The sequence below is a fragment of the Pseudomonas sp. yb_2 genome (genome assembly GCF_043103905.1).
Lineage (GTDB): Bacteria > Pseudomonadota > Gammaproteobacteria > Pseudomonadales > Pseudomonadaceae > Aquipseudomonas > Aquipseudomonas alloputida.
Genome location: NZ_JBICKH010000090.1, coordinates 14431 through 28557, shown reverse-complemented (window position 1 = coordinate 28557; position 14127 = coordinate 14431). Strand labels below are relative to the sequence as shown.

The following is a 14127-nucleotide window of genomic DNA, read 5'->3' as shown; positions in this document are numbered from 1 at the left end:
GCGCGCTGCTGAACCACTGCGGCAAGATAACCTGTTTTGTGTGAGGAGAATGCTTGTGAATGTACTGATCGTCCACGCTCACCCCGAACCGCAATCGTTCACGGCAGCCCTGCGTGACCAGGCTGTGGAAACCTTCCGTGCCCAAGGTCATCAGGTGCAGGTCAGTGACTTGTACGCCATGGGCTGGAACCCGGTGGCCAGTGCCGATGACTTTACCCAGCGCGAGAACCCCGAGTACCTCGTGTATGCGCTGGAGCAGCGTCAGGGCGTCAAGCGCGGTGCCATTGCCGCAGATATCCAGCAGGAGCTGGACAAGCTGTTGTGGGCCGATCTGCTGGTGCTGAACTTCCCGATCTTCTGGTTCTCGGCCCCGGCCATGCTCAAGGGCTGGATCGACCGGGTGCTGGTGTCGGGGGTGTGCTATGGCGGCAAGCGCTTCTACGACCAGGGCGGGTTGGCCGGCAAGAGGGCGCTGGTGACCGTGACCCTGGGCGGGCGCGAGCACATGTTTGGCGACGGCGCGATTCACGGGCCGCTGGAAGACATGCTGCGGCCGATTCTGCGGGGCACGCTGGCCTATGTCGGGTTCGAGGTGCTGCCGCCGTTCGTGGCGTGGCATGTGCCATACATCAGTGCTGATGCGCGGCAGGACTTTCTGCAGCAATACCGGCAGCGTCTGGAGCAGCTCTCGGACGACCAGCCACTGGTGTTCCCGCGACTGGCGCAGTTCGATGAAGCGTTGTACCCGCTGACGTGACCTTTCTCCTGTATTGACCACTGGGGCCGCAACGCGGCCCCAACATTTTGTCGGCATACGATGTTCTGCAAACCTTCCAGCGCCACCTGCCAAAAAACGACCACCCACACATTCGGGGTATGTCACCCCTGGGCGAATCCACCGATAGTGAACCCATCGGCTCGATCCGGAGCACTCACACGATGGAGTTGCCATGCGCAAGGTACTGAAGGTGATTGGCGGTCTGCTGCTGGCGTCTGGCGCCAGCCTTGCCCAGGCGGCAGAGGTGGGCAGCGGTAACACGTTACGGTTGTACAACTGGACCGACTACATCGGTGAAACCACCCTGGCCGACTTCGAGAAGGCCACCGGCATCAAGGTCATCTACGACACCTTCGATGGCTACGAAACCGTGCAGACCAAGCTGCTCACCGGCCGTTCCGGCTACGACCTGGTCATGCTCAACGCCTCGCTGGTCCCCCCGCTGATCAGCGCCGGTGTGTTCCAGGCACTGGACAAGCAGCAACTGCCCAGTTGGCACAACCTCGACCAGCAGGTGGTGAACGACCTGCAGGGCTACGACCCTGGCCTGAAGTATTCGGCGCCCTACACCTGGGGCAGCTCTGGGGTCACCTACAACGTCGACAAGATCACCGCACGCATGCCCGACGCGCCGATCGGTTCGCTGGCCATGCTGTTCGACCCCAAGATCGTCTCGCGCTTCGCCGACTGCGGTGTCACCCTGATGGACGCGCCCACTGAGGTCATCCCACTGGCCTTGCAGTACCTGGGCAAGGACCCGCGCAGCGCGTCGCCGGCCGACCTCAAGGCGGCCGAACAATTGTTGCTGGGCATCCGCCCTTACATACGCAAGTTCGATTCGGTGAATTACCTCACCAGCCTGCCCAACGGCGATGTCTGCCTGGCGCTGACCTGGTCCGGTGACTATGCCACCGCCCAGGCCCGCGCAGTGGAAGCGAAGAAGGACATCAAACTGTCGTTCTTCATCCCCAGGGAAGGTTCGCTGATCTGGTTCGACAACCTGTACATCCCCAAGGATGCGCCGCACGCGGCCAACGCGCACCGTTTCATCGAGTTTCTGCTGCAGCCGCAGACCATGGCCAAGGTCACTGACTACATCCACTACGCCAACAGCAACGCCGCCGCCACCGCGCTGGTGCGTGACGACATCCGCCAGGACCCGGCCATCTACCCCGACGCAAAAACCCGTGAGCGCCTGTTCGCGCAGAAAACCCAGAGCCCCAAGGACATGCGCGCCATCACCCGTGTCTGGAGCACGGTCAAGACCGGTTTCTGAACACTGCCCAAAAATTCTCGCCAAGGAGCTGCCCATGGCCACCCCAAGCAAAGCATTCGCTATCGCCCACGACCCGCTGGTGGAGGCCGACAAGGCCCACTACATGCACGGCTACCATGTGTTCGACGAGCACCGCGAGCAAGGTGCGTTGAACATCGTCGCCGGTGAGGGCGCCTACATTCGTGACACCCACGGCAACCGCTTCCTCGATGCCGTCGGCGGCATGTGGTGCACCAACATCGGCCTGGGCCGCGAGGAAATGGCCCTGGCCATCGTAGACCAGGTGCGCCAGCTGGCGTATTCCAACCCGTTCTCCGACATGGCCAACGACGTGGCCATCGAACTGTGCCAGAAGCTTGCGCAGCTGGCGCCGGGCGACTTGAACCATGTGTTCCTCACCACCGGCGGCTCGACCGCTGTCGACACCGCCTACCGGCTGATCCAGTACTACCAGAACTGCCGCGGCAAGCCACACAAGAAGCACATCATCGCCCGTTACAACGCTTACCATGGCTCCACCACCCTGACCATGTCGATTGGCAACAAGGCCGCCGACCGGGTGCCGGAGTTCGATTACCACCACGACCTGATCCACCACGTCTCCAACCCCAACCCGTACCGCGCGCCAGACGACATGGACGAGGCGGAGTTCCTCGACTTCCTGGTGGCCGAGTTCGAGGACAAGATCCTCTCGCTGGGTGCCGACAACGTGGCGGCGTTCTTCGCCGAGCCGATCATGGGCTCGGGCGGGGTGATCATTCCGCCCAAGGGCTACTTCCAGCGCATGTGGCAGCTGTGCCAGACCTACGACATCCTGTTCGTCGCCGACGAAGTGGTGACCTCGTTCGGGCGCCTGGGCACCTTCTTCGCCAGCGAGGAACTGTTTGGCGTCATCCCTGACATCATCACCACCGCCAAAGGCCTGACCTCGGCGTACCTGCCGCTGGGTGCGTGTATTTTTTCCGAGCGTATCTGGCAAGTGATTGCCGAGCCAGGCAAGGGCCGTTGCTTCACCCACGGTTTTACCTACAGCGGCCACCCGGTGTGCTGCACGGCGGCGCTGAAGAACATCGAGATCATCGAGCGCGAGCAACTGCTCGATCATGTCAAGGACGTGGGGGGTTACCTTGAGCAACGCTTGCAGAGCCTGCGCGACCTGCCGCTGGTGGGGGATGTGCGCTGCATGAAGCTGATGGCCTGTGTAGAGTTCGTCGCCAACAAGGCCAGCAAGGCGCTGTTCGCCGATGAGGTGAACATCGGCGAGCGCATCCACAGCAAGGCGCAGGAAAAAGGGTTGCTGGTGCGCCCGATCATGCACCTGAACGTGATGTCGCCACCGTTGATCATCACCCATGCGCAGGTGGACGAGATCGTCGAGACGCTGCGCCAGTGCATCCTCGAAACCGCGCGTGAACTCACGGCGCTTGGCCTGTACCAAGGCCGATGAACCTGGCGCAAAGGGCTGTGCGCGGGCGTGCCTGGCAGGCTAGACTGCCGGGCATGACCCAGGCCTCCCCCGATACCCCGCTTACCCTCACAATGGGCGCGCTGCAGCAGTGGCACGTGGCGTTGCAGCGCGCCCTGGCCCATGGTGAAACCCCCGAGGCGCTGGAGTATGTGGCCGCTGCCATCGGCCAGTTGGTGCAGGTGGAGTCGATGATGATCAGCCTTGAGTGCCAGGGGCGGGCGCCGCAGTTGCTGTACCAGCAAGGCATCCCCGAACGGCATCGGGCCGCGGTGCTGGAGCGCTATTTCAGCGCCGGCTACCTGCTGGACCCTTTCTGCCTTGCCGTGCAAAGCGGCCTGGCCGAAGGCTTCTACCACCTGCAGGAAATCGCCCCCGACAACTTCTTCGACAGCGACTACTACAAGGCCTATTACCTGGGTACAGGTTGCAGTGAAGACAGCTACTACATCGTCGACATCAGCGCAGGCCGCAAGCTGTCGCTGAGCCTGTTCCAGGGCTGCAGCGGCACGCGCCTGAACGCCGGGCAGGTCGACCTGTTGCGTGCGCTGGAGCCGATGGTGCGCGAACTGCTGGGGCGTTATGCCCGGCACAACCTGGAACCGGGCGCTGCATCAACCGAGCGCGGCAGCCTGCAGGCAGCGTTCGACAGCTTCGGCTGCCAGGTGCTGACCGACCGCGAACGGGAAGTGGCGCACATGATCCTGCGCGGGCACTCGGTGAAATCTACCGCGCTGGAGTTGGGTATTTCGCCGGAGACCGTGCGCATGCACCGTAAGAACCTGTACATGAAGCTTGAGATCAACTCGCAATCGGAGTTGTTTGCACGGTTTATCGACTGGTTACGCGGTGATCATTTGCCGATGATTTTAGATTGACTGTCTTGAGCCCTGGCGATTCGCGTGTCGCAGCATGAAACAGCTCAATGGGAACATCCCTATACCGATGGGTATACGGGGCCGGCATAGCCAATAGGGCAGGGCTATACAGCCCCTGTGGGCATGGTGTGTTCATATGGCCTGTTGCTCGATCAACGCCAGGCACCGCTGCACGATCGGGCTCACATCACCCTTGCGCCGGCTGAGGATGATCGGGCTGACGGCGCCGCTATCAAGCAGGCCGACATACTCGATGTCGGGACGGTGCTGCTGCTGTACCGATGCCGGTACCAGGGTCACACCGACGCCAACCGCTACCAGGCCGATGGCGGTCTGCAGTTCGTTGGCCCACTGGCTGACACGAATGCTCATGCCGTGGTGGGCGAACAGCGCCAGCACGTGGTCGGCATAGCTGGGCCGGGGATTGGCCGGGTAGAGGATGAACGCTTCGCCAGCCAACTGGGCCAGACTGAGCGGGCTGCCCGCCAGGGGGTGGCCCTTGGGCAGCACGGCCACCAGCGGGTCCTCGCACAGCACCTGCTGGTGAATCACCGGGTCGTCGATGCGAATGCGCCCGAAGCCAATGTCGATACGCCCGCTTTTCAGCGCCTCCACCTGTTGCAAGGTGGTCATTTCGTTCAGGCCCAGTTCCAGCTCGCTGTCCTGGCGCAGTTCGCGGATCAGCTCCGGCAGCACGGTGTACAGGGTAGAGGGTGCAAAGCCGATGCCCAGCCACTGGCGCTGGCCCTGGCCGATGCGGCGGGTGTTGTCGCTGATGTTCTGCAACTGCTGCAGCACGGTGCAGGTCTGTTCGTAGAAGAAGCGGCCGGCTTCGGTCAGCCGCAGCGGACGTTCGCGCACCACCAGCAGGGTCCCGAGCTGGTCCTCCAGCTGGCTGATCTGCCGGCTCAGGGGGGGCTGGGCGATGTGCAGCAGCTCGGCGGCGCGGGTGAAGTTCAGGGTCTCGGCCAAGACTTTGAAGTAACGCAGGTGGCGCAGCTCCATCAGACCTCCAGGGTATGGTGGGAGATTCATTTGATATTGGACGGTCGTCAGGGTCTCGCGCAATCCTTCAGCAATCAAGTAAACGCATCACTCGGGCCTGCAACTGAAAGCCCGACCTGACGGGACCTGGCAACAATGACAAGCGTGCTGATTGAACACATAGATGCAATTATCGTCGATCTCCCGACCATTCGCCCGCACAAGCTGGCGATGCACACCATGCAGCAGCAGACCCTGGTGGTATTGCGACTGCGCTGCAGCGATGGCGTGGAAGGCATCGGTGAAGCCACCACCATCGGTGGCCTGGCGTATGGCTACGAAAGCCCCGAAGGGATCAAGGCCAACATCGACGCGTACCTCGCCCCAGCGTTGATTGGCCTGCCGGCAGACAACATCAATGCCGCCATGCTCAAGCTGGACAAGCTGGCCAAGGGCAACACCTTCGCCAAGTCCGGCATCGAAAGCGCCTTGCTCGACGCCCAGGGCAAACGCCTGGGCCTGCCGGTCAGCGAACTGCTGGGTGGCCGCGTGCGTGACAGCCTGGAAGTGGCCTGGACCCTGGCCAGCGGCGACACCGCCCGCGACATCGCCGAAGCACAGCACATGCTGGACATTCGCCGGCACCGCGTGTTCAAGCTGAAAATCGGCGCCAACCCGGTGGCGCAGGACCTCAAGCACGTGGTCGCGATCAAGCGCGAGCTGGGTGACAGCGCCAGCGTGCGGGTCGACGTCAACCAGTACTGGGACGAGTCCCAGGCCATCCGCGCCTGCCAGGTATTGGGCGACAACGGCATCGACCTGATCGAGCAGCCGATTTCGCGCATCAACCGCGCTGGCCAGGTGCGCCTGAACCAGCGCAGTCCGGCTCCGATCATGGCCGATGAGTCGATCGAAAGCGTCGAGGACGCCTTCAGCCTGGCCGCCGACGGCGCCGCCAGCATCTTCGCCCTGAAAATCGCCAAGAATGGTGGCCCGCGCGCGGTTCTGCGCACTGCACAGATCGCCGAGGCCGCTGGCATCGCCTTGTACGGCGGCACCATGCTCGAAGGTTCGATCGGCACCCTGGCTTCGGCTCATGCATTCCTCACCCTGCGCCAGCTCACCTGGGGTACAGAGCTGTTCGGGCCGCTGCTGCTGACCGAGGAGATCGTCAACGAGCCGCCGCAATACCGCGACTTCCAGCTGCACATCCCCCACACCCCAGGCCTGGGCCTGACGTTGGACGAACAGCGCCTGGCGCGCTTCGCCCGTCGCTGATCAGCAATCAAGGAGATAACCATGTTGTTCCACGTGAAGATGACCGTGAAGCTGCCGGTCGACATGGACCCGGCCAAGGCCGCCCAGCTCAAGGCCGACGAAAAGGAACTGGCCCAGCGCCTGCAGCGCGAAGGCATCTGGCGTCACCTGTGGCGCATTGCCGGGCATTACGCCAACTACAGCGTGTTCGATGTGCCCAGCGTCGAGGCATTGCATGACACGCTGATGCAGCTGCCGCTGTTCCCGTACATGGATATCGAGGTCGACGGCCTGTGTCGGCATCCCTCGTCTATTCACAGCGACGATCGCTGATTCGCACCTGTATGCCTGACAAGAACAATACGAGGTAAGCACGATGACCGTGAAAATTTCCCACACTGCCGACATTCAAGCCTTCTTCAACCGGGTAGCTGGCCTGGATCATGCCGAAGGAAACCCGCGCTTCAAGCAGATCATTCTGCGCGTGCTGCAAGACACCGCCCGCCTGATCGAAGACCTGGAGATTACCGAGGACGAGTTCTGGCACGCCGTCGACTACCTCAACCGCCTGGGCGGCCGTAACGAGGCAGGCCTGCTGGCTGCCGGCCTGGGCATCGAGCACTTCCTCGACCTGCTGCAGGATGCCAAGGATGCCGAAGCCGGCCTTGGCGGCGGCACCCCGCGCACCATCGAAGGCCCGTTGTACGTTGCCGGGGCGCCGCTGGCCCAGGGCGAAGCGCGCATGGACGACGGCACTGACCCAGGCGTGGTGATGTTCCTTCAGGGCCAGGTGTTCGATGCCGACGGCAAGCCGTTGGCCGGTGCCACCGTCGACCTGTGGCACGCCAATACCCAGGGCACCTATTCGTACTTCGATTCGACCCAGTCCGAGTTCAACCTGCGTCGGCGTATCATCACCGATGCCGAGGGCCGCTACCGCGCGCGCTCGATCGTGCCGTCCGGGTATGGCTGCGACCCGCAGGGCCCAACCCAGGAATGCCTGGACCTGCTCGGCCGCCACGGCCAGCGCCCGGCGCACGTGCACTTCTTCATCTCGGCACCGGGGCACCGCCACCTGACCACGCAGATCAACTTTGCTGGCGACAAGTACCTGTGGGACGACTTTGCCTATGCCACCCGCGACGGGCTGATCGGCGAACTGCGTTTTGTCGAGGATGCGGCGGCGGCGCGCGACCGCGGCGTGCAAGGCGAGCGCTTTGCCGAGCTGTCATTCGACTTCCGCTTGCAGGGTGCCAAGTCGCCTGACGCCGAGGCGCGAAGCCATCGGCCGCGGGCGTTGCAGGAGGGCTGAGTTCGAGGTTATGTCACTGTGATTTTGCCTGGGGCTTTCCGTGCGGGGAGGCCTCGGGCTTTTTGTCGCCAGGGGCGGGTGATCTAGAATCGTCTTTTTGTTCAGGCCCCCACACCATGCTCCCCATCGCGCTGCTGCCAACCACCATCGACCAGGCGTCGCTGATCCGCAATCTCTACCAGTTCTATTGCTACGAGTCCTCCGACTGGGAGCAGGAAGACGTCGAGGCGGACGGCCGTTTCTACATCCACGAGGAGCACCTGCAACGCTACTGGCAGGACGACGGCTGGGGCGCGTATCTGGTGCTGGTGGACGGCTTCATCGCCGGCTTCGTGCTGGTCGAGCGCAGCGAGCTGCCTGGCATCGTTGCGCAGGAGCTTGCCGACCTGTTCATCTTGAAGAAGTACCGTCGCCAGGGCATCGGCCGAGCTGTGGCGTTGCAGTTGCTGGGGGGCGAGGGTGACTGGCTGCTGCGTTGCTACGCACAGGATCTGCCCGCCGTGGCTTTCTGCAATGCCGTGCTGGCGAGCCTGCCGCGGCCGGCGCAGGCTATCGCCCTGGGGGATGAGCCGGACTTGCTCAACTTCCTGGTGACCGGCACCCGCCATTGAGAGCGGGGTGCTTTCGTTCGTCCAGATAAGGGATAGCGCCATTTTTGTGATGTGCTTCACAAAATGCTCGCGAGCGGCATAATGCCACCATCGCTTTCCAAGACCCGGCCGCCGCTTGCCGGGGTCCCTTTTCATGCGCTTCGAAGGTTCAGGTAAAGTTCATGTCGCTCGCAGCAAACCCCGACATCATGTACCGGCTGTTGATCCAGAGCGTGGTGGATTATGCCATCTACCTGCTCACCCCTGAAGGTATCGTCGCCAACTGGAACCCTGGCGCCCAGCGCGCCAAGGGGTACCGTGCCGAGGAAATCGTCGGCCAGCACTACTCGTTGTTCTACACCGATGCCGAGCGCGCAGCCGGGTTGCCGGCATTCAACCTGGAGCAGGCGCGCAGCACCGGACGCTTTGAAGAAACGGGCGCACGCCTGCGCAAGGACGGCACGGCCTTCCACGCCCATGTGGTCATCGAAGCGGTGTACGACGATGCCGGGCAACTGGTGGGTTTCGCCAAGGTCACCCGCGACATTTCCGAACGCCACCGCCAGGAGCTCGAACTGCTGCAGGCCAAAGAGCTGGCCGAGCAGTACAGCCAGGAAATGGCCAAGCTTTCGCAGTTTCTCGATTCGGTCATTGCCAACATTCCCGCGAGCGTCATCGTCCAGGACCTGGAAAGCCAGCGCATCCTGTTGGCCAATCAGCAGGCCGAACGCCTGTTCGGCGGGCCGCAGCGCAGCATGATCGGCCAGTTGCCCAGGGAATGCCTGGCGCCGGCTGCCGGTGACTATCTGGAGCAGCAATTCGTGCGGGGTGCCCGCAGCACCAAGGGGCACGCCGCCGAAACCCGCGTCGACACCGCCCGCGGCCCACGCACACTGCGTAGCCGTACCCTGCTTAGTCAAAACCGCGAAGGGCAGGCCGATTACGTGTTGTTCGTGGCTGAAGACGCCACCGAAGAGCTGGCCGCCCATGCGCAGATCCACCACATGGCGCACCATGACGCGCTCACCGGGTTGCCCAACCGTACGCTGTTCCACGAACGGCTACGCCAGGCCCTGTTGCGCGGCAGCGAAAACGCCAAGCTGACGGCTGCCCTGTGCCTGGACCTGGACAACTTCAAGAACATCAACGACTCCCTTGGCCATGCGTTTGGTGACAAGTTGCTACGCGAGTTGGGCAAGCGTCTGCGCCGCGAACTGCGTGAGCACGACACCTTGGCCCGCCTGGGTGGCGACGAGTTTGCCGTGGTGCTGACGGGCCTGGAGGGGCGGGATGCCGCGTGCAATACCGCGCAGCGCCTGATCAAGGCCATCAGCCCGCCGTTCCGGATCGAAGGGCATCAGTTCGCGGTGGGGGTGAGCATCGGCATCGCCATCGCGCCTGATGACCATGACCAGGCAGAGCAACTGCTGGGCTACGCTGACATGGCGCTGTACCAGGCCAAGCGTAACGGCCGTAATCGTTATGAATGCTTCGATGTCGAACTGGACGTTGCCGCCCGCCAGCGCCGCCTGGTGGAAACCGACCTGCGCACAGCGCTGCACCTGGGGCAGTTGCAGTTGCACTACCAGCCGGTAGTCGATCATCAGACCAGCAGCGTTACCGGTTATGAGGCGCTGCTGCGCTGGGAACACCCGACCCGTGGCATGGTCATGCCGATGGACTTCATCCCCATTGCTGAAGAAACCGGGTTGATCCACGAGCTGGGCAACCGTGCGCTGAACCTGGCCTGCCAGGAGGCGGCCAGTTGGGACAGTGAGCAGACGGTGTCGGTCAACCTGTCGGCGGTGCAGTTCAAGAACGGCGATCTGGTGCATACCGTCGCCCTCGCGCTGGCCGACTCGGGCCTGCCGCCGCAGCGGCTGGAGCTGGAAATTACCGAGTCGGTACTGCTGGGCAACAGCGAGGAGAACGTGCGCACCTTGCGCGCGCTGAAAGACCTGGGCGTGTCCATTTCACTGGATGACTTTGGCACCGGCTACTCATCGTTGGGCTACCTGCGTTCGTTCCCGTTCGACCGGATCAAGATCGACAAGTCGTTCGTGCATGACATGTGCGACAGTCGCGAGGCCATGTCGATCATTCGCGCCATTACCGAGCTGTCCAACAGCCTGATGATCAAGATCACGGCTGAAGGCGTGGAGTCGGAGGAGCAGATGCGCCGGCTCGCGGAGGAAGGCTGTTCGCACTTCCAGGGCTATTTTTACGGGCGGCCGGCACCGGCGAGCGAGCGGTTGAAGCAGGTCATCACGCAAGAACAATGACTTGCGCGGCGGCCTCAGCTGTTCCAGTCCGGGGCAAACGGCGGGCTGACCACGCGCTGGTCTTTCGGCAGCCCGGCAATGGCTGCGCGGTCTTCGTCATCCAGCGGCACGGTCAACGCGGCCAGGTTGGCCAGCTGGTTTTCGCGGCTGCTGGCTTTGGGGATCGCCGTCACGCCGTCCTGGTCCAGCAGCCATTTCAGCGCCACCTGGCTGGGCAGCACGCCATGCTTGCGGGCGATCGCCTGGATCACCGGCTGCGCCGCTGCCTGGCCGCGTGCCAGCGGGGTGTAGGCGGTGAGCAACAGGTCATGGCTGCGAGCGAAGTCGAGTAGCGGTTGCTGGCTGAGCAGAACATGGTATTCCACCTGGATCGCCGACAACGGCGCGTCCAGGGTTTCCACCACCTGACGCAGCAACCCCAACGGGAAGTTGGCCACGCCAATGTGGCGCGCCTTGCCTTCGTCACGCAGGGCTACCAAGGTGTCGATGCTGCGGGCCAGGTCCCAGTCTTTGCCTGGCCAGTGGATGTGGAACAGGTCGACCTGTTCGGTACCCAGCGCACGCAGGCTGTCTTCCAGCGACTGACGCATGGCGTTGGGCTCCAGGCGGTCCCACCAGACCTTCGTGGTCAGGTGGATCTGCTCGCGTGGCACGTCGCTGTCGCGCAGCGCCTGGCCAACGGCTGCTTCGTTTTCGTAGGCGGTGGCAGTGTCGATATGCCGGTAACCCACGTCCAGTGCCTGGCGCACGGCCTGGGTGCATTCACTGCCGGTCATTGGCCAGGTGCCCAGGCCGATGGCGGGCAGGTCCAGGCCGGTGCGTGTGCTGAGCCTTTGCATGTAAATTCCTTGTAGGGTGGGCAGGGGTCGGTCGATGGTCGGCGATCGACAGTGCACGGGCCATGCTTACAAGGTGAAAAGTGGTCGATCACCGAACAGAAATTGCACTTGGCCGGGGCAAGCGGCAAATGAACTTCCTTATGCTGCGGCATCTCTTCTAGAATCCCAGCTGTTACATCCGCCAGGCGATGCCTGCGCGGTCTTCCTTGGGCGGGGCATGTTGCCGCGCCGTCATCGAGAGAGCCATGAGTTCCAGCACACCGCTGTCCGGCGTCAACCAACCCCTGCGTGGCATCGCTTTGGTGGTGGTGGCGACGTTCCTGTTTGCCAGCCACGATGCCTTGTCCAAATTCCTGGGTGGCCTGTACCCGATAGTCATGGTGGTATGGGCGCGTTATGTGGTGCACACACTGCTGATGGCCGGTATCTTCCTGCCCAAGTCTGGGCTCAATGTATTGCGCACACGTCGGCCGGTACTGCAGACCTTGCGGGCCCTGAGCCTGCTGAGCACCAGCCTGCTGTTCACGACCGGTTTGCAATACCTGCCACTGGCCGAGGCCACGGCCGTCAACTTTCTTGCCCCGGTGCTGGTCACCGCGCTGTCGGCGCCGCTGCTCAAAGAGCGAGTGACAGTGGGGCAGTGGGTGGCGGTGGTCATGGGCTTTATTGGCGTGCTGGTGGTGGTGCACCCGGGTGGGGCGATGTTTACCCCGGCCATTCTGTATCCGTTCGGTTCGGCATTGGGCTTCTGCTTCTATCAGTTGCTGACGCGCATCCTGGCGGCGCATGACAGCCCGACCACCAGCAACTTCTATGCGGGTTTGTGCAACACCTTGGCAATGAGTGCCCTGGTGCCGTTCTTCTGGGAGGTGCCGCGCTGGGACCATGCCCTGTTGATGCTGGCACTGGGCGGCTTCGGCATGACTGCGCACCTGCTGTTGACCCAGGCCTTCCGCCATGCAGCGCCGGCGTTGCTGGCGCCGTTCAGCTATTGCCAGATCGTCTTTGCCGGGTTGCTTGGCTTCGTGGTGTACAGCCAGGTGCCGGATACCCTGAGCCTGGTGGGGATTTTGGTGATCTGCCTCAGTGGGCTTGGCGCAGCGTGGATGCAGCGCGGCAAATAGCAGCCGCGTGCTTCAGGCTGGGCGACCGGTAGGCGCAGCGTTGTGCTGCGAAGAGGGCATCACTGCGTGGCCATGAACTGCAGGATGCGGTCGCGCAGCCAGCGCTCGGCGGGGTCGTTGTCCTGGGCGCCGCTCCAGACCATCGACAGCTCGGCCTCGGTGATGTCGAACGGCGCCGGGTCGGCGCGCAAGCTGCCGTCGTCGGCGAGGGCACAAGCGGCATAGTCCGGTACCGTGGCGATCAGCTCGGTGTTGCGCAGCAGGGCGCGCAGGCTACCGAACTGCGGCACCGCCAGCACCACCTTGCGGCAACGCCCGATGCGTGCCAGGTCGAGGTCGATGTTGCCGCTCATGTCACCGGAAAACGACACCATCACATGCGGGCGGGCGCAGTATTCGTCGAGGGTCAGAGGCCCCGGGCGGTCGTCGGCGCGCAGCACCCGTACACCTATGTCGCGCAGCTTGCGGCGTTTGGCGGTGGCCGGCAGGTCGGTGGTATAGCTCACACCTACCGAGATCTCGCCGCTGGCCAGAAGGCCCGGCATCAGCAGGAAATTGGCCCGCCGCACTACCACGCTGATGGCGGGGGCTTCTTCACGCAGGGCCTGCAGCAGGGCCGGAAACAGGCCGAACTCGGCATCGTCAGAAAGGCCCAGGCGGAACACGTTGCAGCTGTTGGCCGGGTCGAACTCGCGGGCGCGGCTGATGGCAGCGGAAATCACGTCCATGGCCGGGCCCAGTTCAGCAAAGATCTGCATGGCCCGTGGGGTGGGTTCCATGGCCCGGCCGCTGCGGATCAGCAGCGGGTCGTCGAACAGCTCGCGCAGGCGGGCGAGGGCGGCGCTGACGGTGGATTGGGTGATAAACAGCTTTTCACCCACGCGGGTCAGGTTGCGTTCGATCATCAGGGCTTCGAACAGCACCAGCAGGTTCATGTCGACGCGGCGCAGGTCGTTGCGGTTCATGAGGGCTCGGCGTCCTGGGCAAAGGGTATGGCTGTGTATTGAAGCATGGCGCGGGGCCTTGTGCCTTGTATGGATGTGCCGGCCTCATCGCGGGCTTGACCGCGATGAGGCCGATACAGGCCTGCGCCTGACAGAGCCAGCCTATCAGGCTCCAACAGCCACTCTATTAGACCTCTGCCCAAGCTCGGCTAGTCTTTCTCGTGGCCCCGCGAATTCCGCGACAGGGCAGCGCGTCAGCACCTGCGTGCAAGACCGTGTCCCCCCGCCGTGACAGCTTCGCAAGCCCCGTGTACACCTGATGAGGGGTAGTACGAGCCCACCCGCTCGGCTGAAAGAACACTGGCATAGACCGGAAATCTGGATAACCGACCCAAAGG

The 14127-nt window shown here is 63.3% G+C and carries 13 protein-coding genes; 10 read left to right on the top strand and 3 right to left on the bottom strand.

Annotated elements, in window-relative coordinates; all coding sequences use genetic code 11:
* The first annotated feature begins 55 nt into the window (after positions 1 to 55).
* The 4 genes from ACF8FB_RS25365 to ACF8FB_RS25350 all read left to right on the top strand — a co-directional run bounded on the left by ACF8FB_RS25365 (position 56) and on the right by ACF8FB_RS25350 (position 4397).
* A complete protein-coding gene (locus ACF8FB_RS25365; protein ID WP_014590556.1) occupies positions 56 to 757 on the top strand; it encodes an NAD(P)H-dependent oxidoreductase in 702 nt (233 codons plus the stop codon).
* A gap of 193 nt (positions 758 to 950) precedes the next feature.
* Positions 951 to 2054, top strand: a complete 1104-nt coding sequence (locus ACF8FB_RS25360; protein WP_350298026.1) for a polyamine ABC transporter substrate-binding protein — start codon at positions 951 to 953, stop codon at positions 2052 to 2054.
* 34 nt (positions 2055 to 2088) lie between these two features.
* Positions 2089 to 3501 (top strand): aminotransferase, encoded by a 1413-nt coding sequence (locus tag ACF8FB_RS25355; RefSeq protein ID WP_350298025.1) that lies wholly within the window; start codon positions 2089 to 2091, stop codon positions 3499 to 3501.
* Between the two features lie 53 nt (positions 3502 to 3554).
* Positions 3555 to 4397 carry a helix-turn-helix transcriptional regulator gene (locus ACF8FB_RS25350; protein ID WP_049586547.1) on the top strand — a complete coding sequence of 281 codons (843 nt, stop codon included), beginning with the start codon at positions 3555 to 3557 and terminating at the stop codon, positions 4395 to 4397.
* Positions 4398 to 4529: 132 nt separating this feature from the next.
* On the opposite strand, the gene catR is transcribed toward ACF8FB_RS25350, so the two are convergent.
* Positions 4530 to 5402: an HTH-type transcriptional regulator CatR gene (gene catR, locus ACF8FB_RS25345; protein WP_010954552.1), complete on the bottom strand. Its 873-nt coding sequence runs from the start codon at positions 5400 to 5402 to the stop codon at positions 4530 to 4532.
* Positions 5403 to 5537: 135 nt separating this feature from the next.
* Between catR and ACF8FB_RS25340 the strand changes: the two genes are divergently transcribed.
* The 5 genes from ACF8FB_RS25340 (at position 5538) to ACF8FB_RS25320 (ending at position 10822) form a co-directional block, all read left to right on the top strand.
* Positions 5538 to 6659, top strand: a complete 1122-nt coding sequence (locus tag ACF8FB_RS25340; RefSeq protein ID WP_010954551.1) for a muconate cycloisomerase family protein — start codon at positions 5538 to 5540, stop codon at positions 6657 to 6659.
* Positions 6660 to 6680: 21 nt separating this feature from the next.
* Complete coding sequence (gene catC, locus ACF8FB_RS25335; protein ID WP_010954550.1) at positions 6681 to 6971, top strand: muconolactone Delta-isomerase; 291 nt, start codon at positions 6681 to 6683, stop codon at positions 6969 to 6971.
* A gap of 43 nt (positions 6972 to 7014) precedes the next feature.
* Positions 7015 to 7950: a catechol 1,2-dioxygenase gene (catA, locus tag ACF8FB_RS25330; protein WP_010954549.1), complete on the top strand. Its 936-nt coding sequence runs from the start codon at positions 7015 to 7017 to the stop codon at positions 7948 to 7950.
* A gap of 116 nt (positions 7951 to 8066) precedes the next feature.
* The gene (locus tag ACF8FB_RS25325; protein ID WP_010954548.1) at positions 8067 to 8561 is read left to right on the top strand and encodes a GNAT family N-acetyltransferase; all 495 of its coding nucleotides are present in this window, start codon (positions 8067 to 8069) and stop codon (positions 8559 to 8561) included.
* 161 nt (positions 8562 to 8722) lie between these two features.
* A complete protein-coding gene (locus ACF8FB_RS25320; RefSeq protein ID WP_392512337.1) occupies positions 8723 to 10822 on the top strand; it encodes a putative bifunctional diguanylate cyclase/phosphodiesterase in 2100 nt (699 codons plus the stop codon).
* 14 nt (positions 10823 to 10836) lie between these two features.
* Here ACF8FB_RS25320 and ACF8FB_RS25315 read toward each other — a convergent pair whose 3' ends face one another.
* On the bottom strand, positions 10837 to 11661 hold the full coding sequence (locus ACF8FB_RS25315) for an aldo/keto reductase (protein WP_392512336.1): 825 nt from the start codon (positions 11659 to 11661) through the stop codon (positions 10837 to 10839).
* A 245-nt stretch (positions 11662 to 11906) separates the two neighbouring features.
* On the opposite strand from ACF8FB_RS25315, the gene ACF8FB_RS25310 reads away from it, so the two are divergent.
* Positions 11907 to 12785 (top strand): DMT family transporter, encoded by an 879-nt coding sequence (locus ACF8FB_RS25310; protein WP_010954509.1) that lies wholly within the window; start codon positions 11907 to 11909, stop codon positions 12783 to 12785.
* Between the two features lie 59 nt (positions 12786 to 12844).
* Here ACF8FB_RS25310 and ACF8FB_RS25305 read toward each other — a convergent pair whose 3' ends face one another.
* Complete coding sequence (locus ACF8FB_RS25305; RefSeq protein ID WP_020192324.1) at positions 12845 to 13750, bottom strand: LysR family transcriptional regulator; 906 nt, start codon at positions 13748 to 13750, stop codon at positions 12845 to 12847.
* Positions 13751 to 14127 lie beyond the last annotated feature (377 nt).

What these genes read in the sequence shown, in the direction of transcription:
- ACF8FB_RS25360 (WP_350298026.1), top strand. Translation starts at nt 951, where the DNA reads ATGCGCAAGGTACTGAAGGTGATTGGCGGTCTGCTGCTGGCGTCTGGC.
- ACF8FB_RS25350 (WP_049586547.1), top strand. Translation starts at nt 3,555, where the DNA reads ATGACCCAGGCCTCCCCCGATACCCCGCTTACCCTCACAATGGGCGCG.
- ACF8FB_RS25355 (WP_350298025.1), top strand. Translation starts at nt 2,089, where the DNA reads ATGGCCACCCCAAGCAAAGCATTCGCTATCGCCCACGACCCGCTGGTG.
- ACF8FB_RS25315 (WP_392512336.1), bottom strand. Translation starts at nt 11,661, where the DNA reads ATGCAAAGGCTCAGCACACGCACCGGCCTGGACCTGCCCGCCATCGGC.
- ACF8FB_RS25340 (WP_010954551.1), top strand. Translation starts at nt 5,538, where the DNA reads ATGACAAGCGTGCTGATTGAACACATAGATGCAATTATCGTCGATCTC.
- ACF8FB_RS25305 (WP_020192324.1), bottom strand. Translation starts at nt 13,750, where the DNA reads ATGAACCGCAACGACCTGCGCCGCGTCGACATGAACCTGCTGGTGCTG.
- catA (WP_010954549.1), top strand. Translation starts at nt 7,015, where the DNA reads ATGACCGTGAAAATTTCCCACACTGCCGACATTCAAGCCTTCTTCAAC.
- ACF8FB_RS25325 (WP_010954548.1), top strand. Translation starts at nt 8,067, where the DNA reads ATGCTCCCCATCGCGCTGCTGCCAACCACCATCGACCAGGCGTCGCTG.
- catC (WP_010954550.1), top strand. Translation starts at nt 6,681, where the DNA reads ATGTTGTTCCACGTGAAGATGACCGTGAAGCTGCCGGTCGACATGGAC.
- ACF8FB_RS25320 (WP_392512337.1), top strand. Translation starts at nt 8,723, where the DNA reads ATGTCGCTCGCAGCAAACCCCGACATCATGTACCGGCTGTTGATCCAG.
- catR (WP_010954552.1), bottom strand. Translation starts at nt 5,402, where the DNA reads ATGGAGCTGCGCCACCTGCGTTACTTCAAAGTCTTGGCCGAGACCCTG.
- ACF8FB_RS25310 (WP_010954509.1), top strand. Translation starts at nt 11,907, where the DNA reads ATGAGTTCCAGCACACCGCTGTCCGGCGTCAACCAACCCCTGCGTGGC.